This window comes from Streptomyces sp. RLA012, from assembly GCF_056270325.1.
On record NZ_JBWDPA010000002.1, the window covers coordinates 733394 to 756856 of the forward strand.

Annotated in this window: 26 protein-coding genes; 8 read left to right on the top strand and 18 right to left on the bottom strand. The window is 71.3% G+C overall.

The window, feature by feature from the left end; genetic code table 11:
- Positions 1-4: 4 nt before the first annotated feature.
- Positions 5-412: a (2Fe-2S) ferredoxin domain-containing protein gene (locus tag RV986_RS03790; RefSeq protein WP_475916006.1), complete on the bottom strand. Its 408-nt coding sequence runs from the start codon at positions 410-412 to the stop codon at positions 5-7.
- Entirely contained in the window at positions 409-2403 is a 1995-nt protein-coding gene (locus tag RV986_RS03795) for a heavy metal translocating P-type ATPase (RefSeq protein ID WP_475916007.1), read from the bottom strand. Before RV986_RS03795 ends, RV986_RS03790 begins: the two co-directional genes overlap by 4 nt.
- A 127-nt stretch (positions 2404-2530) precedes the next feature.
- Between RV986_RS03795 and RV986_RS03800 the strand changes: the two genes are divergently transcribed.
- Complete coding sequence (locus RV986_RS03800) at positions 2531-2914, top strand: ArsR/SmtB family transcription factor (RefSeq protein ID WP_475916008.1); 384 nt, start codon at positions 2531-2533, stop codon at positions 2912-2914.
- A 37-nt stretch (positions 2915-2951) separates the two neighbouring features.
- On the opposite strand, the gene RV986_RS03805 is transcribed toward RV986_RS03800, so the two are convergent.
- From RV986_RS03805 to RV986_RS03860, 12 genes are all read right to left on the bottom strand, one after another.
- Positions 2952-4211 (bottom strand): MDR family MFS transporter, encoded by a 1260-nt coding sequence (locus RV986_RS03805; protein ID WP_475916009.1) that lies wholly within the window; start codon positions 4209-4211, stop codon positions 2952-2954.
- Positions 4208-5338 carry a PLP-dependent cysteine synthase family protein gene (locus RV986_RS03810; protein ID WP_475916010.1) on the bottom strand — a complete coding sequence of 377 codons (1131 nt, stop codon included), beginning with the start codon at positions 5336-5338 and terminating at the stop codon, positions 4208-4210. The genes RV986_RS03805 and RV986_RS03810 overlap by 4 nt, the downstream gene beginning before the upstream one ends.
- A 125-nt stretch (positions 5339-5463) precedes the next feature.
- A complete protein-coding gene (locus RV986_RS03815; protein WP_475916011.1) occupies positions 5464-5901 on the bottom strand; it encodes a hypothetical protein in 438 nt (145 codons plus the stop codon).
- 100 nt (positions 5902-6001) lie between these two features.
- On the bottom strand, positions 6002-7177 hold the full coding sequence (locus RV986_RS03820) for an FAD-dependent oxidoreductase (RefSeq protein ID WP_475916012.1): 1176 nt from the start codon (positions 7175-7177) through the stop codon (positions 6002-6004).
- A gap of 99 nt (positions 7178-7276) precedes the next feature.
- On the bottom strand, positions 7277-7894 hold the full coding sequence (locus tag RV986_RS03825) for a hypothetical protein (protein WP_475916013.1): 618 nt from the start codon (positions 7892-7894) through the stop codon (positions 7277-7279).
- Positions 7895-7965: 71 nt separating this feature from the next.
- Positions 7966-8721 carry a TIGR03943 family putative permease subunit gene (locus tag RV986_RS03830; protein WP_475916014.1) on the bottom strand — a complete coding sequence of 252 codons (756 nt, stop codon included), beginning with the start codon at positions 8719-8721 and terminating at the stop codon, positions 7966-7968.
- Positions 8718-9707: a permease gene (locus RV986_RS03835; RefSeq protein ID WP_475916015.1), complete on the bottom strand. Its 990-nt coding sequence runs from the start codon at positions 9705-9707 to the stop codon at positions 8718-8720. The genes RV986_RS03830 and RV986_RS03835 overlap by 4 nt, the downstream gene beginning before the upstream one ends.
- Before the next feature lie 194 nt (positions 9708-9901).
- A complete protein-coding gene (locus RV986_RS03840; RefSeq protein ID WP_475916016.1) occupies positions 9902-10192 on the bottom strand; it encodes a class I SAM-dependent methyltransferase in 291 nt (96 codons plus the stop codon).
- 124 nt (positions 10193-10316) lie between these two features.
- Entirely contained in the window at positions 10317-11036 is a 720-nt protein-coding gene (locus tag RV986_RS03845; RefSeq protein ID WP_475916017.1) for a DUF1775 domain-containing protein, read from the bottom strand.
- A gap of 56 nt (positions 11037-11092) precedes the next feature.
- On the bottom strand, positions 11093-11743 hold the full coding sequence (locus tag RV986_RS03850; RefSeq protein ID WP_475916018.1) for a hypothetical protein: 651 nt from the start codon (positions 11741-11743) through the stop codon (positions 11093-11095).
- Positions 11744-11920: 177 nt separating this feature from the next.
- Complete coding sequence (locus RV986_RS03855) at positions 11921-13024, bottom strand: sensor histidine kinase (protein ID WP_475916019.1); 1104 nt, start codon at positions 13022-13024, stop codon at positions 11921-11923.
- Complete coding sequence (locus tag RV986_RS03860) at positions 13021-13689, bottom strand: response regulator (RefSeq protein WP_475916020.1); 669 nt, start codon at positions 13687-13689, stop codon at positions 13021-13023. Before RV986_RS03860 ends, RV986_RS03855 begins: the two co-directional genes overlap by 4 nt.
- A gap of 176 nt (positions 13690-13865) precedes the next feature.
- On the opposite strand from RV986_RS03860, the gene RV986_RS03865 reads away from it, so the two are divergent.
- From RV986_RS03865 to RV986_RS03875, 3 genes are all read left to right on the top strand, one after another.
- Positions 13866-15101: a DUF418 domain-containing protein gene (locus tag RV986_RS03865; protein ID WP_475916021.1), complete on the top strand. Its 1236-nt coding sequence runs from the start codon at positions 13866-13868 to the stop codon at positions 15099-15101.
- 125 nt (positions 15102-15226) lie between these two features.
- Entirely contained in the window at positions 15227-15907 is a 681-nt protein-coding gene (locus RV986_RS03870) for a histidine phosphatase family protein (protein WP_475916022.1), read from the top strand.
- Between the two features lie 239 nt (positions 15908-16146).
- Positions 16147-16422, top strand: a complete 276-nt coding sequence (locus RV986_RS03875) for a hypothetical protein (RefSeq protein WP_475916023.1) — start codon at positions 16147-16149, stop codon at positions 16420-16422.
- Between the two features lie 250 nt (positions 16423-16672).
- Here RV986_RS03875 and RV986_RS03880 read toward each other — a convergent pair whose 3' ends face one another.
- From RV986_RS03880 to RV986_RS03895, 4 genes are all read right to left on the bottom strand, one after another.
- Positions 16673-17716 carry a YncE family protein gene (locus RV986_RS03880; protein ID WP_475916024.1) on the bottom strand — a complete coding sequence of 348 codons (1044 nt, stop codon included), beginning with the start codon at positions 17714-17716 and terminating at the stop codon, positions 16673-16675.
- On the bottom strand, positions 17713-18504 hold the full coding sequence (locus tag RV986_RS03885) for an ABC transporter permease (protein ID WP_475916025.1): 792 nt from the start codon (positions 18502-18504) through the stop codon (positions 17713-17715). The genes RV986_RS03880 and RV986_RS03885 overlap by 4 nt, the downstream gene beginning before the upstream one ends.
- On the bottom strand, positions 18501-19142 hold the full coding sequence (locus RV986_RS03890; protein ID WP_475916026.1) for an ABC transporter ATP-binding protein: 642 nt from the start codon (positions 19140-19142) through the stop codon (positions 18501-18503). Before RV986_RS03890 ends, RV986_RS03885 begins: the two co-directional genes overlap by 4 nt.
- Before the next feature lie 139 nt (positions 19143-19281).
- Complete coding sequence (locus RV986_RS03895) at positions 19282-20286, bottom strand: DUF1259 domain-containing protein (RefSeq protein ID WP_475916027.1); 1005 nt, start codon at positions 20284-20286, stop codon at positions 19282-19284.
- Between the two features lie 279 nt (positions 20287-20565).
- Here RV986_RS03895 and RV986_RS03900 point away from each other — a divergent pair, with 279 nt between their 5' ends.
- The 4 genes from RV986_RS03900 to RV986_RS03915 all read left to right on the top strand — a co-directional run bounded on the left by RV986_RS03900 (position 20566) and on the right by RV986_RS03915 (position 23454).
- A complete protein-coding gene (locus RV986_RS03900) occupies positions 20566-21282 on the top strand; it encodes a response regulator transcription factor (RefSeq protein ID WP_475916028.1) in 717 nt (238 codons plus the stop codon).
- 370 nt (positions 21283-21652) lie between these two features.
- On the top strand, positions 21653-22351 hold the full coding sequence (locus tag RV986_RS03905; RefSeq protein ID WP_475916029.1) for a sensor histidine kinase: 699 nt from the start codon (positions 21653-21655) through the stop codon (positions 22349-22351).
- Positions 22352-22447: 96 nt separating this feature from the next.
- Positions 22448-23026, top strand: a complete 579-nt coding sequence (locus RV986_RS03910; protein ID WP_475916030.1) for a Chromate resistance protein ChrB — start codon at positions 22448-22450, stop codon at positions 23024-23026.
- Positions 23023-23454: a chromate resistance protein ChrB domain-containing protein gene (locus tag RV986_RS03915; protein WP_475916031.1), complete on the top strand. Its 432-nt coding sequence runs from the start codon at positions 23023-23025 to the stop codon at positions 23452-23454. The genes RV986_RS03910 and RV986_RS03915 overlap by 4 nt, the downstream gene beginning before the upstream one ends.
- Positions 23455-23463: the final 9 nt, after the last annotated feature.

Consider the following 23463-nt stretch of genomic DNA (forward strand, 5'->3'; position numbering starts at 1 on the left):
GGGGTCAGGCTTCGAGGGTTCGGCGCACGCGCCGGGACGGGCCGAAGGCGTACAGGTCGAGGATGTCGGGCGGTTCGGCGAGGCCCGGTCCTCCGGAGCGTATCCAGGTGGCGATGTCGGCCGTCGCGTCGGGGTCGTTGACCAGGCCGAGCCAGACGGGTGCAGCGCCCGCGGCGCGTCCGGCCGGTGAGGGCTGGACGACGATGACGTTGGCCTGTTCGCAGGCGTCCAGGCAGTTCACGGCCCGGACGCGCGCGACCCCGTCCAACTCCGTCTTCAGTGAGGACAGCTGGGCAGCGTGGTCGAGGCCGGGGACCTTCGGGGTACCGCAGCAGCAACCCCGGCAGACGGTGACCGTGCACTGCGGCGCACCCGCCGAAGGCACGGCACCCCGTGTCCGGCGGGGGCTCATCGGGCTCCCTCCGACAAGGCCCGCTTCCAGGCGGCGTCACGCAGCAGGCGCAGCCCGTTGAGGCCGACGATGACAGTGGAGCCTTCGTGGCCGAGGACGCCGAGCGGCAGGGGCAGGGTGCCGGCCAGATCCCAGATGACGAGGCCGGTGATGAACACTCCGGCGATCACGAGGTTCTGGACGACCAGCTTCCGCGCGCGGCGGGAGAGGGCGATCACGGCCGGGACGGTGGCGAGTTCGTCGCGGACGATCACCGCGTCGGCGGTCTCCAGGGCGAGGTCGGAGCCCGCCCTGCCCATCGCGACGCCGGTGTGGGCGGCGGCCAGGGCCGGTGCGTCGTTGACGCCGTCCCCGACGATCAGGACCTTGCGGCCCGCGCCTTCCAGTTCCTTGATGGCGCTCACCTTGTGCTGCGGGAGGAGACCGGCCCGTGCGTCGTCGATTCCGACCTCGGCGGCCAGGCGTGCTGCGGCCCGAGGATTGTCGCCGGTCAGCAGCACGGGTGCGGTGCCGGTGAGTGCGGTGAGGGAAGCGACGGTGGCCGCGGCATCCGGGCGCAGGCGGTCGGCGATCCCCAGGACTCCGACCGGGACGCCGTCGGCCTCGACGAGGACCGCGGTTCGCCCGCCCTCCTCCAGCTCGCCCGCCAGGACCAGCGCGCGTGCGGCAATCGCCTCCGCCTGGTCTCCCTGGAGCAGTCGGGCAGGGGCCCCCACCGCGATCACGCGCCCGTCCACCACGGCAGTCACTCCGACGCCCGGAGCGGAGTCGAAGTTCTCCGCCACGGACAACACCATGTCGCGCTCGCGTGCCGCGTCCACGACGGCTCGGGCCAGCGGGTGCTCGCTGGGGTGCTCGGCCGCGGCGGCGAGCGCCAACAGCTCACTCTCCCCGAGGCCCGATCCGGTGAGCGGCCGGATGTCGGTGACCCGCGGAGTGCCCTCGGTCAGCGTCCCCGTCTTGTCGAGCGCGACCGCGTCGACCTGCCCGAGGCGCTCCATCACCACGGCGGACTTGACCAGCACACCGTGCCGCCCGGCGTTGGCGATCGCGGACAGCAGCGGCGGCATGGTCGCCAGCACCACCGCGCACGGCGAGGCCACGATCATGAAGGTCATGGCCCGCAGCAGCGAACCGGTCAGCGCCGCACCGAGGGCGAGCGGGACGAGGAAGACGGCGAGCGTCGCCGCCACCATGCCGAGCGAGTAGCGCTGTTCGACCTTCTCGATGAACAGCTGGGTGGGCGCCTTGGTCTCGGACGCCTCCTCCACCATGCGGACGATCCGGGCGATCACCGAGTCGGAGGCATCGCGTTCGACGCGGACGCGCAGGGCGCCGGTGCCGTTGAGGGTGCCCGCGAACACCTCGTCCCCCGGCTCCTTCGCCACGGGCAGCGGCTCACCGGTGATGGTCGCCTGGTCCACGTCGCTCGCGCCGTCCAATACCCGGCCGTCGGCCCCGACGCGCTCGCCGGGACGGACGAGGATCGTGTCGCCCACAGCCAGCTTCTCGACGGGCACGGTCACTTCACCGCCATCGACGTCGAGGAGGGTGGCCGTCGCGGGCGCCAGGTCGAGCAGACCGCGTACCGAGTCGGCGGTGCGGGCCGTGGCCAGCGCCTCCAGCGCGCCCGAGGTCGCGAAGATGACGATCAGCAGCGCCCCGTCCATCACCTGGCCGATCGAGGCCGCCCCGAACGCGGCGACGATCATCAGCAGGTCGACATCGACGGTCTTGTCCTTGAGCGCCTTCAGGCCCTCCCAGCCCGGTTCCCATCCACCGGTGGCGTACGACAGCGCGTACAGCGACCCCCAAACCCACGCCGGGGCGCCGGCCAACTGCAAGGGAAGCGCGAGCAGGAAGAGGACGGTGGCAGCCGCCGCCCAGCGCACCTCGGGCAGCGTGAAAACCCGGGTACGCCGCCGGAGGGCGCCGCCTTCGGACAGAGCCGCGCCGCGGTCGACCGACGGTGGAGTGAGGGTGGAGGTCATGAGAGGTGTGGTCCTTCACGAGGGACGCATGAGGCGCACGGGCACACGGGGGCGCCCGGCATTGCCCTCTCACCATACAGGAACATATGAAGAGTCATTCATCTCTTCATGTCCGTAGGATGAGGCCATGGGCCATGGAGCTGACGCCAAGATCACCGCCACCGCGCGCGAGCGCCTGGAGACCGTGGGCGCCACCGATGTGGCAGCCACGCTCCAGGCCCTCGCGACCCCCTCCCGGCTGCGCATCCTGGCCAGGCTCCAGGAAGGCCCGTGCGCGGCGACCGAGCTCGCCGATGCCGTCGACATGGAGCAGTCGGCCTGCTCCCACCAGCTGCGCCTGCTGCGCAACCTCGGCCTGGTCACCGGCGAGCGCCGGGGCCGCTCGGTCATCTACACGCTGTACGACAACCACGTGGCCGAACTGCTCGAGCAGGCCCTCTTCCACGTCGAGCACCTGCGTCTCGGCCTGCGTGACGCCCCGGCCGTCGCCACGGCCGAAGCCGCCCTATAGCCGGCGAGCCGGATACAGGGCGTACGCCTCGCTCGCATCACCCCGGCACCGCGACCGGGCGCGACGCGAGATGTCCCGCGCGGTGCAGCCGCGTCACGAGCCCCGCGCAGCCCAGCCCCGTGGCGGCGAGAGCCGTCCACGGCAACCAGCGCACCCCTGTGTCGAAGAGCGCTCCGACCGCCAGGTTCCCCAACGAGATCGCGATGCCGGACGCGGTGCTGTACGCGCCGTAGTAGGTCGCGACGAGCCGGTCCCCGGACAGCCGGACCACTGTGTCCATCTCGAACGGGTAGAGCAGCGACCCGCCCCAGGCCAGCAGGGCCGCACACAGGACGAGGGTGAGCACTCCCGCCGCAAGGCCCACCGCTCCTTCGTACGGTCCGGGCAGCAGCGGCAGGAAGGCGATCCCCATCACCGCCAGCCCGTACGCGATGGCCCGCGGCCCGGACAGGTTCCGCTTCGCCCACGCGGTCAGCTTCAGCTGCCCCGACAGGGCGGCCAGCGCCGAGACGGCGAAGATCGCGCCCGTCACCAAGCCGGTGTGGTCGCCGAAGAGTTCGCGGGCCCGCAGCGGGAGGGCGAGGTAGACCTGGAAGGCCAGGACGTACGAGCCGCTCATCGCGGCGGCGAAGAGGAGGAAGGGGCGGTTGGCGGCGATGGTGCGCCAGTCGGCGGCCACCGCGCGCCAGGCGGGCTCGGCGCCCCGGTCGGCCGGCGGACGCGTGGGCAGGGCACGGGCCTGGAGCACGGCCAGGGCTCCGAAGATGAGCGCCGAGACGGCGCACACGGCGCTGAAGTCCCAGGTCAGCAGCGCGAGGCCGGCGAGCGGGCCGATGAGGACGCCCGCCTGGTAGAAGACGTTGAACGCGGCGAAGGCTTCGACGCGACGTTCCTCGCCCGCGTCGGCGGCGAGGTAGGCGCGTACGGCCGGGTTGAACAGCGCGCCCGCCAGGCCGGTCAGCGCCGATGCCACGATCAGCGCGGGCAGCGTGTCCGCGATCGCGAGCAGCCCGAAGGCGACGGTGCGCAGGGCGCAGCCGGCCAGGATCATCGGCTTGCAGCCGTAGCGGTCGGCGAGGGTGCCGCCGATGAGGAACATGCCCTGCTGGGAGAGGTTGCGGATACCGAGGACCAGGCCGACCGCCCAGGCCGCGAGGCCGAGGCCATGGGCGAGGTGGTCGGCGAGGTAGGGCATGAGCATGTAGAAGCCGAGGTTGATGGCGAACTGGTTGACCATCAACAGCTGCGCCGGGCGGTCGAAGGAGGCCACCTGGACCCGCAGGCTCCCGCCCTTCATCGGACACCTGCCTCTGAACGGTCGGCGGCGGGCGTGCGGCCCAGCGGATCGCGGACCTTGTTGCACCGCGTCCAGCCGGTCACCACGCACTCGTCGGGCTCGGCGATCTCGTCCGGCTCCGGCGGCGGCTCCTGGCCGAGGAGTCCGTGTTCGTCGCACCATGCGTCGTTGTAGACGGTTTCCAGGTAGCGATGTGGGCCGTCAGGGAAGATCGCGGCGACCCGGGTCCCGGCGGAGGACGTACGGGCGACCCACCCGGCCACGAGAGCGACCGCACCCACGCTCCAGCCGCCGGACGCGTAGTGGCGGCGAGCCAGCTGACGGCAGGCCCAGACCGCTTCGGCCGGGGCGACCCAGTGAACCTCGGCGAAGGCCGCGTAGTCGACGTTGGCGGGATGGATGCTGGAGCCCAGGCCGCGCATCAGCCGGGGGCCGGCGGGCTGCCCGAAGATCGCCGAGCTGGTCGCGTCGACGCCGATCAGGGTCAGGCCGGGGAAGGACTCACGGAGTACGGATGCGGTTCCGGCGGAGTGTCCTCCGGTACCGACCGCGGCCACCAGGACGTCGACGCGTCCGAGCTGGGCAATGAGTTCCGTGGCCAGGGGCCGGTAGGCGGCCACGTTGTCGGGGTTGTGGTACTGCTCCGGGCAGTAGGAGTCCGGAGTGCCGGCCAGCACTTCGGCGACGCGCTCGCGCCGGGACTGCTGCCAGCCGCCCTCGGGGTGCGGGGCGGCGACCTGGTCGACGTGCGCGCCGAGGGCGGTGAGCAGCCGGACCATGGACGGTTCCATGCCGGGGTCGGAGACGACGGTTACGGGATGCCCGTACGTCAGTCCGGCCAGGGCGAGGCCCAGCCCGAGGGTTCCGCTGGAGGACTCGACGATCGGCGCGCCGGGTGTGAGTTCTCCGCGGCGCCGGGCCTCACGGACCATGTGCAGACCCGGGCGGTCCTTGATGCCGCCGGGGTTGGCCCCTTCCAGCTTGGCGTAGAAGCCGCGGCCGGGCGGCGCGAAGGGTTCGTCGATCCACAGGACGGGGGTGTTGCCCACGAGCTGAGCGGGACATCGGGCGATCACGGGCAGAGGGGCATGTGCCCCGAGGGGGAGGTGGAGCAGGGAGAAGTTCATGTGCGTACGGCTCCTTCGCACCCCGCACGGAGGCAGGGGTGCGGTGCAGGCGGTTCGATGGACGCGCGGGCACGCCTCAGCCCCCGGGCGACAGGCCCGGTCGGGTCGGAGCGTGCGGGCAGCGCCTACTGCCGCCAGACGCAGTGGAGCGCGAGGGTGGAAGGGCCGTCCCGAGAGCGGGCAACGCCAGGTGGGCGATCCCAGGCAGCGCGCCCGGCAGAAGACCCGGGGGCTACGGGCGGGATCGGCGAGAGCCCATCCTGACCGGCGTCGGCGACCGTGTCGTCAACGGCGGCGCGAGGCCGGTCCGCCGCATGATCGTGTCCGTCCGCATTGTGGCCGTGGTCGTGGTCGTGCCCGGGGGACGGCGCGAGCGTTCCGTCGTCGGCGTCCTCGTGGTGGTGGGCAGAGACCTCGACGGCGGCACTCACGTGCGGTCCGGCGAAAGACGCGCCGTGCCCGGTGCCGGCGAGATGGGTGATGATCAGCACGACGAGGCCGAGCAGCAGGCCGACCCGGCCCGAACGCCCGGTGGCTCTCGCCTCGACCCGCAGTCCGATCACCTACACAGCGTATTCGACTGACTACGCTATGCCGCATCGGTGACTTGCCGGAGGATGCGGGACAGCGCTCACACGGAGCGCCGCCCGCACCCCGCTGCCCTCAGAGACGCGCCGCCAAAGCAGCCGCCAGCCGCGGTGCCGCGAACTGGGTGCCGCAGGTGAAGCGCATCAGCGGACCGAAGGTCGCCGCCGCCTGGATACCGGTGAAGTACAGATCGGGCACAGACGACTGCAGCCCGGCGTCGAGACGCGGGAACCCTCCCGTACGCGCCAGCTCGGCCCGCAGCTCAGGAGCGAGGAAGTCCAGCGCGTCCAGACTGACCCGGTAGCCGGTCGCGGTCAGGACGTGCCCGGTCTCCATCGTGTGGGTTCGCCCGTCGCCGTCCCGGGTGGTCAGGCTGACGCCGTCGCCGTCCCGCCTCGCGCCGATGATCTGCTCCCCCAACCTCACGGGGACGACCCCGTCAAGGCGGGGCTTGAGCCACCAGGAGCCGAACGGCCCCAGTACCCGCCGTACCAGCCGCAGCCGGGTGGCCTCAGGCAGGAAGCGGAACGCCGCCGCCTGATGGACGACCGCGTACAGCGCCCAGGACCGGCCCAGCGGGGTGTCCGGCTGCCAGTGCGGCCCCGGCGTCGGCCCCGCCCCGAACACCAGATCCCTGGCCCGGGCCAGCAGTCGGACCCTGGCCCCGGCCTCGTGCAGCAGCGCCGCGCTCTCCTGCGCGGACTGCCCTGCGCCGACAACCAGAACGTCCCGGCCGGCGAACCCGGCGAGGTCGGCATGCTGGGAGCTGTGCGAGACGAGCCCCTCGGGGACAAGACCGGTCAGCGGCTCCGGCACGTACGCGAAGCCGTCCATGCCACTCGCGACCACCACGGCAGTCGCCCGCAGTTCCTCGCCCGAGGCGAGCTTGAGGTGGAAGCCGTCCGCCTGCCGGTCGACGCCGAGGACGCGGACGTCCTCGACCTCGGGCACCAGCTGCTCGGCGAACCACCGCCCGTACCGCACGAACATCTCGACCGGCACCTGGTCGTGCCCGGTCAGCCGTGCCTCCCCCACTTGCCGGCAGTAGTCGTCCAGCGTGAACCCCGATTCCGGCGCGGACAGCATCGACGCGCTCGGCGGAGACTTCAGCAGCATGCCCGCAGGCATGTTCTCGGCCCAGCTCGCCATCGGCGAGCCGAAGACCCTGACGTGCAGGCCGCGCGCTGTGAGATGCGCGGCGGTGGACAGGCCGTACGGGCCCGCCCCGATCACGACGACGGTCGTGGACATGAATTCCCCCTTGCGGCAGCCCCGTCGGGCCACCGATGACGTGTGAGCGTTGGTACCTGCGCGAAGGTGCGATGCCCGCACGGCCGCGTACGGCCGTTTTCAGGCAGCGGTGAACGGCACGCCGAGAGGGGGACCTCGGCGTACGACACAGTCCGCGAGCGTGAGTTCGCGTGGGGAGGCACGGGCCGGGCCCGAGAGTGCGGGCGCGACCACGGGTGCGGCGACGGGGACTTCGGCTCCGACGCGCGGGAACAGCAGGCTCCACAACCAGGCGCACAGCGAACGCAGTTCGGCCGCGGCCACCCGGAACAGCGCGAGACGGCCGTCCTGCGCGCCGTGCAGCAGGAACGCGAGCAGCCCCGTCATGACGACATGCGCGACCACCATGGGCCAGGCGGCTGAAAGCCTCTCGTACGCCGCCCCCGTGCTCGCCGTGAACCAGCCGACCCCGAGGACCTGAGCCCCGACGGTGAGCACCAACTGCCGTCCGACGCGGCTCGGTCGACCGGCTCCAGGAAAGGCCGGCGCGAAGAAGAGCCCGGCCAGGACACCGCGAGCGGCCCAGGACGGCGAGACGTCGAACACGACGTGGTGTCCCACGACGGCGAGCACCGTGCTCGTCACCGAGAAGACGCCCGCTCGGGCAGCCGCCGACCGCACCGTGGACGGCACACTGCCGGAACGGTGCAGGCCGGGCACAAGGGTCGAAGTCGCCATGACCCGCCCATCATGAGGGGCGGGCCACCCCGCTGTCACTACCGCGTGCGCTCGCCCGGCGTCTCCCGTAACTACCGCTTCTCGTAGGGGCTCTCGGGCTGCTTGATGTGCTTGATGCTGCTGGCGTCGAGCACGGGCGGCCATGCCGCGTCGGAGCCGAGCTTGCCCTTGGGGTGCCAGGTGCCGGTGACCGTCACCCAACTGTCGACTTCGGGGGCGTCGGCGCCGCGGATCTCCACCTTGTCGGGGCGTGCGTCGGCCGCGCAGCAGGAGATGAGGAGCCGGGTCAGATACCAGGTGCCGTCGTTGCCCTTGGTGACGAACCCGATCATCCGTACCGTACGGCCCTTCAGTGTCTTGGCGCTGTCGTAGATGGCGCGGGAGCTGAACTGGCTGAGGGTGAGGTCGACCGGGTCACCCTTCGGGAGGGCGCTGAACTTGCCGATGCCCTGGGCGGCGTACTTCGCGGCCTCGCGATCGGCGCTGTACGAGCCGAGGGCGGGCGGCGGAAAGGCGAGGAGGGCGGCAGCCGGGACCGCGAGGAGCCAGGCGGCCCTCGGGCCGCGGCTGTGATCGTGGCCGCGCTCGTGCTCGCCGTCCCCGTGGCCGCCGTCGTGATCACGACTGTGGTCGTTCTCGTTCACGACCGTCCGCCTGACGACGAAGGCCCCCACGATCCCCAGAACGAGCAGCAGCACCCCCGAGACGATCAAGTAGGGACGCAGCCCCGCCTGCACATACCGCAGATACAGCTCGCTGAACAGTGAGATCCGCAGAACCGCGGCCCCGCTCAGAACCAGCAGCAACGCCGGACCGTACCGCCTCACAACAGCCACCACCCCACGAGCACACTGCTCGCCACCGCGACGACCCACGTGGCCGCCGAGAACCGCACCGCGAAGGCCCGCCCGAACGTCCCCGCCTGAAGCGCGATGAGCTTCAGGTCGACCATCGGCCCGACGACCATGAAGGCGAGCCGAGCCATCGGCGAGAACCCGCTCAGCGAGGCCGCCACGAACGCGTCCGCCTCAGAACACACGCACAGCACCACCGCGAGCACCGCCAGAAGCAGTACCGACAGCCAGCCCGACCCGGTGAACAGGTCCAGCACCGACCGTGGCACGGCGATGTTGAACGTCGCCGCGGCCGCCGCCCCCAGCACCAGGAAGCCGCCCGCGTGCAGGAAGTCGTGCTGCAGGCCGGCGCGGAACTCCAGCAGCCGGCCCATTCCCGCCTTCTCCGCCCCGCCCGGCGTAAGCCGCTTCGGCAGCCGCAGCCACTCGTCCCGCCCGAACCTGGCCCACAGCCACCCCATGACGACGGCGGTGGCAAGCGAGGCGACAAGCCGCCCGAGGACCATGGCCGGCTGCCCGGGGAAGGCAATGGAGGTCGCGACCAGAACGACCGGGTTGATGGCAGGCGCGGAGAGCAGGAACGCGAGCGCGGCGGCCGGCGCGACACCACGCCGCATCAGACTGTCCGCCACCGGCACCGACGCGCACTCACACCCCGGCAGCACCGCACCCGCCGCACCCGCGACGGGCACAGCGAACACGGGATTGCGCGGCAGCAGACGGCTGAACACCCGCTCCGGCACAAAAGCCCCGATCGCCGCCGACACCAGCGTGCCGAGCATCAGGAACGGAATGCCCTGAACAACCACAGCCGTGAACACCGTCCACCAGGCAGCCACCGCCCGCGTATAGAGGTCGAGCGCGAACATCGGCCCGACAACGGAGGCGGTCGTGTAGATCGCGAACAGGGCAAGCCCGCCGAGCACCGCGTACACAAGCGCACGGACGACGAAACGCACCCCGTCGCCCACACTCCAGCGACTCTCCACGTACTCCTGGTTCTCCACGCCCTGGTTCCCGCCTCACCACAGCCACCACAATCGCGGGCCTACTCGTCCGCGAGCCGGAGGTTAACCGTCCCGCCTGTGCCGAACAGCGGGGAAACCTGTGAGTCAGGGACCACCACGAGAGCGGGTGGAGCGCCCCGCGGCCGCTAGTCCGTCGCCTCCGTCGTCATCGGTCGCACGGCTTGTACGTAGCGCAGCCAAGGCCGTACGTCGCCACTCCCTTCAACCTCGAAGCCCGCGTCGGTCACGAGGCCGTCCAGCAGATCGACCCGGTTGTACGCCATCGTGTGGCCTATCCCGACGTGCACCAGGTGGCGACCGATCCTGCTGGTCGGCGGCCGGAACTCGACGACCAGGAGCCGGCCGCCCGGCCGCAGGACGCGGCACATCCCGCTCAGCGCGACCGGCCGCAGTTCCTCCGGCAGGTGATGCAGCACCAGGCACACCTGCCGGGAGCCGGGTGACAGACCCGGCAACCGGGTAGCAGGTCCGGTGCGGGCCAAGGCCCCTTCACTCCGCGACGCGCCCTGACAGCGGCCGCGGAGTGAAGGGGCCGATCCGCTACTGCTGGGCGCCCGACCGGCGTCGTACGGCGTAGCCCACCGCCGCCAGCGCGATCAGGACCGCCGCGCCGATACCGACCCAGGCACCTGCCGACAACCCGCCGCCATCGTCCTTCTTCGCCTCGGCGACGGGCGAGGCGGAAGCCTCCTCGGCCGCCGTAGAAGCGGACGCCGACGGGGCCTCGGACGCGGTCTCGCTCGGGGACGGACCGGCCGCCTTCGAGCCACCCGCGGCGGCCTTCAGCTTGAGCACCGGCGCCGGTTCCTCGCTGCCGTCGCCGAGCTCGATCCAGCGGTCGGTGTGCCCGTCGCTGTAGGTCTGCAGCGTCTTGAACGCCAGTTCCTCGGCGTCCGGCAACTGCTTCACGACGACCGAGTACTTGGCGTTCTCCCCGGTCTTCACGGCCGGGCCCTTGACCGTGTAGCCGTCGTCGTTCGCCGTGAACTTCCAGCCCTTGGGGCCTTCGCCGTACGTCACGTCGGCGGGCACGATGCCCTCGGGCAGGACCACACGCAGCTCGGTGATCCCGGCCGAGCTGGACTCCGACTCGGCATCGAAGGAGAGCTCTGCGTTCTCGGCGAGAGCCTGGGCCTTCTCCGACTCGACCTCCACATGGGCGAGGGCCGGGCCTGCGGTGAGGAGGACGATGGTGGCGGTCGCGGCGGCCGACAGGGTCAGGCGCCGCGCGGTGGTGTGCTTCTTCGTGACGTGGAACATGGGTGTCTCCAGGCATGGGGGTAGCGCGGAACGGCCGAACGGCCGCCCCAGCAAGGTCAGATGACGAGAGTGAGCCCCGCCTGGGGAGGGCCTCTCCGTACCACCACGTCCGCGAGCACCGCCTCCTTGGGCGGCAGCTTTTCCCACCACGCGAGGACGAGCGTCGGCAGCCCGGGGCCTATCGGCGCCAGGTGATCGTGCATCAGCGTCCAGGCGGTGGCGATGTGTGCCCGTACGGCGTCGCCCGCCGACGTCAGGCCGCGCGCCAGTGACCAGCACACCGCGTCCGCGCGGTGCAGCAGGATCGCGACGAGCACGGCTGCGACCGCGTGGACGGCTGTCATCGCCAGCGAGCCGTGCCACCGTTCGTGCCATGCGCCATGGGCGTCCATGCCCTGATGGGTGTGCGAGGGCATGGCCATGGCCGTGCCTCCGTGAGCGTGCGCGGTCGTCAGCCACAGGTGCAGCCCGACCTGCCCGGCGGCGCAGGCCGCCACCACCGCGGTCAGTGAACGCGGGCGCCGCGTACCGGCGAGACCCACGCCGAAGAGCGCCGCGGCCGCCGCCAAGCCCTGCCGCCACGGCACCGGGCTTTCGGCGATCAGATGATGCGCGCTCACCCCCAACACCGTCCCGACGACGGCGAACACTGCGGCCCGGAGGGTCGGCAGTGGCGCACGGTGCGTCGTCGTACGGAGCTTGGTCATAGCGTGACCATCATCGTGCATCGCCCGGCCGGACTGGAGGCGGGTTCCGTAAAGGGGCGATATGGCAAGAATTCTTCCGCTTCGTCGACAACGGCGTGTGCGGACGCGGCGCTCCGTGGCCGCTCGCTGCCGTGGCGGCCGTCCTCTGTTTCGGTCGTGGCGGCGGCCGGCAGTCCGTCACGACGTGTCGTCCGCTGGGAGCTCCAGGCATAGTTCGTAGCCGCCGTCGGCTGTTGGGCCGGAGGTGACAGTGCCACCGAGGAGTGCGGCGCGCTGACGCAGGCCGACCAGCCCGTGGTGCGCACTGGGTAAGGGGAGAGGGGGCCGGGTCGGTGCGGTATTGGTGACCGTGGCACGGATGGCACCGTCTTTGTGGCGGATGCGAACCGTCGCGGTGGTTCCGGGGGCGTGCTTGCGTGCGTTGGTCAGTGCTTCTTGGACGGTGCGGTAGATGGCGCGCTGGACGGTGGGCGGAAGGTTTTCAGGTATGTCTGCCTCCAGCTCGACGCGGATACCGCTGTTGTCGACCAGCCGCTCAAGGTCGGCCAGGGACGGCTGCGGTGTCAGCTCCGTGGGGCGGCCCCCGGAGGCGCGCAGGACGCTGACCATGTGCCGCAGTTCGTCCAGGGTCTGTACGCTCAGCCGCCGGATCGTGGCGGCGGCTTCCTTGACTTCGGCGTCCCGGGTCCCGACCTGGAGTACTCCGGCCCGCACCGCGATCAGACTGACTTGGTGGGAGACCACGTCATGCATCTCCCGGGCGAGCTGCGCGCGTTCCTTGGCAAGCACGGCCTGGGCGGTCAGCAGCCGCTTGTGGTCGCGGACCTCGGAGATCTCGGCGAGGCGCTGCGACAGATCACGTCGGGTCTGGACGAGTTGGCCCAGGAAGACAGGAGCGGCTGCCGTCGCCGCGGTATAGCCCAGGGTGATCAGTGTCGAGGCGGCCGCGAAGTTGAGCTTCGGTGACGGCCATGGGGTCGTGTCGCTGATCGTGAATGCCGTGGCGCAGCCGACCAGCAAGGTGCGGTGGCGGGTGAGTGAGGCGAGGGTGTACAGCGCCGCCAGCGCGGCGAAGACCGCGTCGGAGAGCAGGACGGCGGGCAGAGTGAGCAGGAAGGTAAGCAGCGGCAGGCGACTGCGCAACAGCAGCGCGAAGGCAGCGACCAGGGCGCAAGCCAGGCGTAGCGGCTCGTCCAGGTGGACATTGGCCCAGACATCGAGCAGCGCGACTCCGACGAGGGCGGCGTCCAGCAGCGGGGCGGGCAGGCGGCGGGGAATCATCCCCCCTCCCGGTCCCGCGACGGCTTGAGGAGGCCGGCCCGTTCGGCGAGCAGGGCGGCCTGGACGCGGCCGTCCACCTTCAGTTTGGTGAGGATGGCACTCACATGGTCCTTGACCGTGCCGGTGCTCAGGTGCATCCGTGTGCCGATGTCGGTATTGGACAGTCCCTCGGCGATGAGGACGAGTACGGCGCGCTCGCGGTCGGTGAGTCGGGCGGCGAGGCTGAGGGCAGCGGGTTCCTGGGGGCCGGCGTTCAGATAGCCGTCCACGACCGTCCGGGTGACCTCGGAGGACAGCACGGTGCCGCCGTCGGCCAGGGTCCGCACCAGGAACGGAAGCTGCTCGGGGTCGGTGTCCTTGAGCAGGAAGCCGGCGGCACCCGAGTGAAGTGCCGTTGCCACGTATTCGTCCATGTCGAACGTCGTGAGCATGGCTACCACCGGAGGGTTCGGCAGCCGACGGAGACCGGCCAGGACGGTGAGGCCGTCGACGTCCGGCATCCGGATGTCCAGCAGCACGACGTCAGGACCTAGCTCCTGCGCTGTCTGCAGCGCCTGACCGCCGGGAACCGCCGCCACGACCTCGATGTCCTGTGCCGCGTCGAGGATGTGTTGAAAACCCGTACGAATCATGGCCTCGTCGTCGACCACCAATACTCGGATCACGGGTCCTCCACTCGCTATCGGACCCCTATGCGATTCGTACCATGTCGTGCGGCCCCCTGCGGGTTTCCAACACCGCATCCGGCCGGTCGGCGGGGGCCGCGCCAGCCAGTCGGCGGGGGTGGTTCCGGACACCTGCCGGATGGTTTCGACTGGGAGTGTCTCCGACCCTGGATCACATGACGCACGACGTATCAGAGGCCGCGCCGTCCCAGGCGGCATCCACTGCGGGAGTAGACCGCTCCCCCTCCCGTACGTCGTCAACAAGCCGGCTGATCGGCCTCGACCTGGCCCGCGGCCTGGCGGTTTTCGGCATGTACGCAGCCCACATCGGCCCCGACCCCTCGGTGGGCGGACCGCTGGGCTGGGCGATGGAGCTGGCACGTGGCCGGTCTGCTGCCCTGTTCGCTCTGCTTGCCGGGTTCACCCTGGCCATTCTCACCGGCCGGCCGCAGCCGCGGACCGGCCGAGCCGGGCGGCAGGCCATGGGCAGGGTACTGATCCGCTCCGCCGTCCTGATTGCCCTGGGATACGTCCTGGCCTCCCTGGACACCCAGGTCGACGTCATCCTCGCCGCTTACGGAGTGGTCTTCCTCCTCGCCCTTCCCCTGTACCGGCTACGGGCTCTCACCCTGGCCGTCATCGCCTCGGCGACCACGCTCGTACTGCCCCAGGTCTTGTATCAGCTTCGGGCTGCGGTCGAGGGCGGAAGCTGGGCCGATGCCGTCATCGCCCACGATCCGCTGGCCCGGATCACCGGTTCGGACGGGATCGTCGAATTGTTCATCACCGGCGAGTACCCGGTACTGACCTGGCTGCCCTTCGTCATCGCGGGAATGGCCTTGGCCCGGCTGGACCTCACCCGGCCCGGCATACACGCCAAGCTCGCCCTCCTCGGCGGCGCGCTGGCCGGACTCGGCTACGGCGGCTCTTGGCTGGCCCTGAACCTGGTCCCGGGAGCGCAGGCAGCCGTGAGCGCGACGACGGATGGCTGGTCGGCCGCATCGGCCTGGTGGTCCGACGCCGTGGGCGACCCCACCACCAGTACTCCGGACTGGCTGCTGGTGGCCGCGCCACACAGTCAGACGACATGGTCGATCCTGGGTAACACCGGCGTCGGCCTCGTGGTCCTCGCCGCCTGTCTCATCGCCACGGACCGGTCGGCCCGCCTGTGGCGGCTTGCCGCGCCCGTCATCGCGGTCGGCTCGGTCTCCCTGACCGCCTACGTCGGCCACATCATCGCCATCAAGGCCCTGGGCATCGACGACCTGCCGGCCTCCGCTGCCCTGCCGGCCCTGGTCGGCTCCGCCGCTGCCGCCATGCTGCTGGCTGTCGCCTGGACCCGGGCCTTCCGGCGAGGACCAATGGAATACCTGCTGCACGCCGCCACCACACCCGCCCGGCTGATCGACTAGTCGGGGCGGACGACCAAACCAAGCCCTTATGGGACGCAACCTCCACCACCAATTCCGCGCCACCCACGGTTTTCGACGGTCTTCCACCATCCGGCGTCATGCCGGGCCAAGAAGGAGGTAAGCCGATGTCGGTCCGCCTGACATTCATCTGCGCGACAGCCGGGGACACCAGCAGGAATGCAGTCTTCGGTGACGGTCTCCTGGGCGAGCGCGGCCTGCGTGAGGCACGCGCCGTCGGCGCAACACTGCCGCCGTACTCGCTGGCCATCCGGGCACCGTCGACCCGCTGCGCGCAGACCGCTGACGCTCTCGGCCTGGAGGCCATACTCGAGCCCGCACTGCGCGACTTCGACTACGGCATGTGGCGTGGCCGCACAGTCGGCGAAGTCACCGCGGACGACCCCTACGGGTACTCCGCCTGGCTTACCGACCCGGATGCCGCGCCACGCGGAGGCGAGTCCGTACGTCAGCTCTGCCGCCGAACCGCCAACTGGCTGAGCAGAGTGCCGCCTGGTACGGGCGACGCACTGGCCATCACCGAACCAGCGATTGTCCGGGCCGCGCTCGTCCATGCTCTGTCCGCACCAGCAACGGCCTTCTGGCATTTCGATGTGCCACTCCTGTTCGCGGTCTCCCTTACATTGCGTGGTGGCCGATGGAACATCCTGCCGGGCCGCGTCATCCCTGAGCGAGTCGGCATTCGTCGCGCCTCTCCCCTGGCTTGTGACGCTTCACAGGATCGGACGGCGCTCCTGTGGGGCCATGCGGTGAGCGACGAGAGGTACGACCTCATCGCCCGGGTCTGACCCGCCGGCCACACCAGTCGGACGAGGACGGCGAACAGGCTGAGCCCCGGCCTGGAGAACCGGGGCCCGGGCGAGGGCTACGACGGCGAGGACGAGCGCGGTGGAGCCTGGTCTTTGCCGCTCGGAGGGCAGGAGCCGCTCGGCATGGGTGCCCACCAAACGCGTCCGCGGCCCGCCGACACCTGGGTGGCCGTTACCGGGACCTGGCGCCCTCAAGGCGGGCTGGGACAAGGACCGCGATGGCGCCCCTCGACGTCCGGCATGCCGAGCGCATCGCCCAGCCGGTGAACGCCTATACGGACGACCTTCCACTCACGCCCTCGAACCAGGAGCGGCGAGCGCGGCTTCACATCGTTCCGCATCTGGGACAACTCCCGCTCGGGAACATCACGGCGTCGGAGCTGCGTGCGTACACGGCGAAGCAGGACGCCACCGTCTCCTCGGTCGACTACCGGCGAGGCATCCTGTCCGAGTTGTCCACGGCCCGACCGTGGTGGCAGCGATACCGATCGTGATCAGCGCGACGCCACCCACCACCATGGTCACGAGGGCGCGCACGACCAGCCACGCCCCGTCGGCCAGACTTCGCCGGCTCCCCGCGTAACCCTGGTTCTCCACGCCCTCGTTCCCCGCCTCCGGCATGGGGCATACGTCGGCTTCACCTCGGGCGAAAGTCCTCCACGTCAGGTGCGGCCCCGGCGACAACGCCCTGGCACACGGCTGGACACTCCGCGCCAGAGCGCCTACCCCGCTCGGCATGCGCCGTCAGGGTGCGGGCCGGTAAGTGAGGAGGGCCGGGTGGCCGCCGCTGCCGTGGGGGACCGGGTAGTAGCTGCGGTGGGTCGTGGGGTCGACGGCGACGACGTGGGCGCCGTCGGCGAGGTGGGCGCGGCCGGAGACCGTCAGGCGGTGGTCGCGGTTGTCCAGGACGGTGAGCCAGCCGGATTCCGCGGCGACGTAGAGGCGATGCGCGGCGGAGTCGTAGGCGAGGACGTCGGGGTCGGAGCCGACCGCTTCGCTACCGGTGACCCGCCGGGTGGTGAGGTCCACGGTGAGCAGGCGGGCGTTGCCGTCGCAGGTGACGAAGGCGAGCCGGTCGTCGGGGGCGAGGGCCAGGCCGTGGTCGTGGTCGCAGCCGGGCAGCGGGATCCGGTGGGTGACGGCCAGGGTGACCGGGTCGATGACCGCGAGTTGGTTGCGGCTCTGGACGTCGACGAGGATCTGGCCGCCACCCACGGGGTCGTAGGCGACGTTGCCCGCGTCGCCACCGAGGTCGACCGTGCCGCGCACGGTGCCGGTGGCGGCGTCGATGACGGTTTCCGAGCCGCCGGATTCGTTGGTGGTCCACACCGTGCCGCGTACGGGGTCGTAGGCGAGGCCGTCCGGGTACGCACCGGTGGGCGTGCGGTGCAGGACGGCACCGGTGTTCTCGTCCAGGGTGACCATCTCGTCGGCGCCCGTCGCGGTCGCGTACACGCGGTGCAGGGCGGGGACGACCAGGACGCCGTGGACGTCCGGCAGGCCGGTGATGGTGCGCACGACATGGCTGCTGTGTACGTCGACCTCGATGACCTCGCTCGCGCCGAGGTGGGCGATGAAGAGCAGGCCGCGGCCGGGGTCGAGACTGGCGTAGTCGAAACGGGAGCTGTCGCCGGGCAGGGCCAGTTCACCGACGCGCTGCAGGGGGAGGGCGCGGCGGGGCGGCTCGGAGGTCCGGGTCAGCAGCACGCCGGCCACCACTCCGGCCGCGGCAAGGAGCAGGGCGACGGCCAGGACGACAAGGACCCGGCGTCGTGGGAGGGCGGTCATCGGTGGGCCTCCTGGGGTTCGGCAGTGAGCGGGCGGAGGCGGTGGGCGTCGTCGAACAGGGCGCGTTCACCGAGGCGGGCGGCGGTCACGGCGGCAAGAGCGGCAGCGGCGAGCAGCATGTACATCACGACGATCTGGTAGCGGATGGCGGTGAGCGGGTCGACTCCGGCGAGGATGAGGCCGGTCATGGCGCCCGGCAGGCTGATGATGCCGACGGTCTTGGTGGAGTCGATCGCGGGGATCAGCGCGGTGCGCACGATGGTGCGCTGGTGCGGGGCGAACGCGTCCGCCGCCGCGAGGCCGAGGCTGAGACGGGCCTCGATGGCGGGCCGAGCGGTGCGGGCCTCGTCGCACAGCCGGGTCAGCGCCAGGGAGGTGGCCTGCATGGCGCCGGAGACGACCATGCCGCCGACGGGGATCACCACCCGGGCCTGGGTCGCGATCACGCCCAGGGCGAGGAGGGTGCCGAGAGTCGCGGCGGTGCCGACGGCGACCGCGGCGGTGGCCGTGGCCAGGGCCCGGGGCAGACCGGGGGCGCGGCGGGCGCCGACCCGGCCGGCGATGAGCACCATGATCGCGAGCCAGCCGATGGCTCCGGCCAGTCCGGTGTGGCGGAAGACCAGCAGCAGGACGGCGCCGACGGCGGCCAGCTGCAGCCCCGCGCGGATGCCCGCGACGGCGATGTCGCGGGTCAGGTGCAGGCGTCCGCGCCAGGCGACGGCGGCAGCGAGCACGACCAGCGCCGCGGAGGCGGCCACGCCTGCCCAGGAGGGGACGGCGGGGTTCATGCGCCCTCCTTGAGGTAGCCGACGTGGTGTGCATGGCCCTGTTCGACGAGTCGGCCGCTGTCGAGGACGAGGACCTGGTCGCTCACGCGGCGGGCCTGCGCGGTGTTGTGGCTGACCAGGACGACGGTCAGACCGTCGACAGCCAGCTCCCGTACGACGCGTTCGACGGTGGCGGCGCCGACCGCGTCGAGGGCAGAGGTGGGCTCGTCCAGCAGCAGCGCCTGGGGACCGACGGCGAGCGCCCGCGCCAGGCACACACGTTGGGCTTCACCGCCCGACAGGCCCGCGGTCGCACGGTGGAGGTACGCGGCGGACAGGTGGACGCGTTCGAGGAGTGCCGCTGCTCGCGGTTCGTCCAGATCGCGTCGGCCGACGCGCAGGTCGTCCAGGACGGTGTCGGTGAGCAGTACGGGCTGCTGACCGACGAGGGTGACCCGGCGGCGCAGCGTGAGGACGTCCCAGTCGGGGAGCAGGCGGCCCTGCAACGTCACGGTTCCGCTCACGGGTTCTTCCAGACGGTTGAGCAGCCGCAGCAGGGTGGTCTTGCCCGCACCGCTCGGCCCGACCAGCGCGGTGCAGGCCGAGGCGGGGATGCGGCAGGTCACCGCGTTCAGCAGGGTCGCGGCGCCCCGTCGCACGGTGACCCGCTCCAGGGGCGAACGCGGGGGCGCTTGCGTCCACGGCAGGGCCGGCCTCCCTCGTCACAGTAGTTTCAGTGCAACCATGGTTGCACTGAATGGTGGGTGGTGTCAGTAGTCGATGGGATCGGTGGGTGCGTCAGGTGGTGGGCGGGACGAGGTTGGTGGCGTCCAGGGCGGGACGCAGGGCCTTGGCGAGGGTGACGCCGTCGGCGGTGGCCCAGAAGTGCATGTAGAACAGGCGGGGCTGGTCGTCGAGAGAGTGGTTGTGGAGCTCGACGATGTCGATGCTGCCCTTGCGCAGCGCCTGGATGACCTTCTGCACCTCGGGTGCGGTCATGACGAAGTCGCCGTTGATGGCGGCCTTGTTGTCAGCCAGCGGCTGGAGGTTGATGCCGGTGGTGATACCGAAGGCGGGAGGCAGCACGTGCGTGCCGTCGGTGATGGTCTCGTTGCGGGCGATGGAGAACTTGTAGATGCCGCCGTCCGCGGTGCCCTTGCGGCCGAGCGCCTTGTCGATGCCGGCGGTGTCCAGGGCGATGGGCGGTTGGGTGGCCGGGGGCGGCGAGGCCGGCGGGATGGAAGTCGCGGCCAGCGCGGCCTTGCCCCCCTGCGCGAGCTTCACCGGGTCGCCCATGGCGTGGATGTGCGTCCACCAGATCGCCGGGGACTGCTGGAGCAGGTGCTTGTGCAGCGCGGTCTGCTCGATCCCGGCGGCCTGCAGCGCGTCGGTGACCTTGGGCAGTTCGGTCTCGGTGACGACCAGGTCGCCCATGAGCATCGTCTCGTGACGGTACTTGGCGAAGGCCGCGTACCCGCCGAGCGACAGGCCCGGCTTCACGGTCACCCCCTGGGTGGTGACGGTGAGGTCCTTGCGGGGCAGCGGGACGCGGTAGACGGTGTAGCCCATCACTGTGCCGGTGCGGCCGAGGGTGTCGGCGACCGGCTTCCAGTCCGCCACCGTGGTCCGCACGGGCGGCTGCGGCCTGCCGTGCTGGGCGGCCTGGGCCGCGACCACGTGCGTACCGCCGGCGGCGTTGTCTCTCGAATCACTGCCGCACCCTGCCAGCAGGCCGGAGCCCGCCACCAGAAGGAGGGCGGCTGCTGTCCCTGCGACCGGCTTCATGCGCGAACTGGGTGACATGACTGCTCCTCGTCGGAATCGTTGCCAGGTGTCGAAGGTGCCCGTGGACATCAGCGCAGCCGCCCCCGATGAAGCTGACGTGAAGACACACCCCATCGCGCGAAGACACACCTCACGGAACGAAGCCGAGACCCACGGAGCGTGGCCAGGGCCCACCGAGCGTGGCCAGGGCCCACCGAGCGGCGACACGACCTACCGCGCGCGGCTTCATCCCTCCTTCATCAGGGACAGTCACCGTGAGACGAAGCAGCGGCATGAACGGCGCACGAGGAAGGCGCGATGCGGATTCTGGTGGTCGAGGACGAGCCCAAGATGCGGGGTCTGCTGCGCCGGGCCCTGTCCGAGGAGGGGTACGCCGGCGACGGGCCGCAGGCACTCGCCCTGACGGCCGTGGCCACGTTCGACGCCATGGTGCTGGACGTGATGCTGCCCGGCCTGGACGGCTTCGGCGTCTGCGCCACGCTACGGCGGCAGGGGAACTGGCTGCCCGTGCTGATGCTGACCGCCAAGGACACGGTCGCCGACCGCGTGCACGGCCTGGACGGCGGAGCGGACGACTACCTCACCAAACCGTTCAGCCTGGAAGAACTGCTCGCCCGACTGCGGGCCCTGATCCGCCGCGGCCCCGTCGAGCGCCCCGCGGTCCTCACCGCCGGCGACCTGAGCCTGGACCCGGCCACCCGCACCGTACGACGCCGCACGGAGGAGATCACCCTGACCGCCAAGGAGTACGCGCTCCTGGAGGCCCTGATGCGCCGCCCCGGCACCGTCCTGACCCGCGCGATGCTGGTGGAGCACTGCTGGGACCTGGGCACCAGCCCCGGCTCCAACGTGGTCGACGCCCACATCAAGGCGCTTCGCGGCAAGATCGACCGCCCCTACGGCACCCAGGCCGTCGAGACCGTGCGCGGCGCCGGATACCGGCTGCGACGCGACGGCGGGCGTCCGAGCGGTGGCGCCGCCGGTGCTCGCGACACCGACTGCCGAACGCCATGAAACGCATCCCGCTGCGCATCCGCCTCACCGCGATCTTCGCCGCGGTGATGGCCCTGGTCCTGGCCGGAGCCGGCTATGTCACCCTCAGCCGCTTCCGTGAGGCGCAGACCGAGTACGGCACGGCCACCGGTGTGGCCCGCGAGGCCCAGCAGGCAGCCCTCGACGACCTGGCGCGTGAGCTGGCGACCGCGCTGCCCATCGTTTTCGTACTGGCGACCGTCGGCGCCTACCTGCTGGCCGCAGCCGCGCTGCGGCCAGTGGAACGCATGCGCACCCAGGCCGCCGCCGTCACCGAGGACACCCCCGGCCGGCGCCTCGAAGTGCCGCCCAGCCGCGACGAGATCGCCGCCTCGCCACCACGCTCAACGACATGCCGGCCCGGCTGCAGGCCGCCCTGGACCGCGAACGCCTCTTCGTGGCCGACGCCGGCCACGAACTGCGCACCCCGCTCAGCCTGTTGCGCACCGAGATCGAACTCGCCCTGCGCCACCCACGCGACGCCACCGAACTGCGCGCCGCACTCGTCTCCGCCCTTGAGGAGACCGTACGACTGGTCCAGCTCACCGAAGATCTGCTGCTCCTCGCCCGCACCGATCACCGGGACAGCTCCCCCGCCGCGGCCGGCACGACGGTAGGTGACCTGGAGCCCGTACTGCACCGGGTGGCCGGCCGCCTGCGCAACGGCGCGGCCGACCGGCCGGTCGTCGTCGACTGCCCCACCGGCCTGACAGCCGTGATCCCCGAGGACCGGCTGGAGCGAGCCGTGACGAACCTGCTCCACAACGCCCAGCAGCACGCCCTGGGCCCCATCGAGCTGACCGCTCACCCACACGGCGGTCAGGTGCGCATCCAGGTCCGCGACCACGGCCCCGGCTTCCCGCCCGAATTCCTGCCGCACGCCTTCGACCGGTTCACCCAGGCCGACCGCGCCCGCGCCACCACCGGCACCCGTCTCGGCCTGGCCATCACCGCCGCCATCGCCCGCTCGTGCGGTGGTGACTACGGCGCCGCCAACCACCCCGACGGAGGCGCAACCGTGTGGATCACGCTCCCCTTCAAATTGTCGTAACCACGGTTACATGCAACCATGGTTACAACATACTACTGGGAACCTCAGGAGCCCGAATGATCCGCGCACCGCATTCCGAACGAGCCGGGGACCGTCATGCCCGCTGACCGGGCCGTACGCGATCCGGGCGAGTGGGTGCTGCTGTCCTACCGGATGCCCCGGGAGCCCTCCACACCCCGCATCGCCGTGTGGCGCAAGCTGAAGCGGCTGGGTGTCGCCCAGCTCTCCGACGGACTGGTCGCACTGCCCGCCGACGCCCGGACCCGCGAGCAGCTGGAGTGGATCGCGGACGAGGCGATCGAGGCGGGCGGCACCGCCTCGATCTGGCTCGCCCGGCCCGCGACGCTCGCGCAGGAACGAGAGCTGGCCACCGGCATGGCGGACGCCCGCGCCGCCGAATACCAGAGCGTCATCGACCAGGCCGCCCAAGCCACGGCGAGCGGCGCGAGCACCACCGCGGCCGTGCGGCGGCTCCGCGCCGAGCTGCGCCGCATCGGCCGCCGCGACTTCTTCCCGCCACCCGAACGCGACCGGGCCCACGCCGCCGTACGCACCCTGGCCGACGAACCCGGCACGCCCGACGGGTCCGAGACCGACGAGCCGAGCCGGCCCCAGACCGCCGACGTCGGCGACGTACCGCTGGAGACCACGCACCACCAGGAGGAAAAGTCATGAAGTGGGCAACCCGTGCCGGAATCCACATCGACCGCGCTGCCTGTTCCTGGTTGATCCGCCGCCATGTAGACAAGGAGGCGGAGTTCGTCTTCGTCACCGACCCCGCCCAGGTCCCCGAGCACGCGACGCCGTTCGACATGCGCGGCGTGGACCTGGGCCACCACGGCGGGGACTGCTCCTTCGAGACGATCCTGCGCCGCTACGAACTCACCGACCCGGTGCTGTGGAAGCTCGCCGAGATCGTGCACGAGGCCGACCTCGACGACGAACGCTACGACGCCCCCGAAGCACCGGGGCTGGACGTCGCCCTGCGCGGCCTGTCCATGATCTGCGACGACGAACGCGTCCTCGAACTGACCGGCCCGCTCTTCGACGGCCTGTACGAGTACCACCGCCGCGCCACGCTGACAGGGCGGGACCCCGCGTGACCACTCACC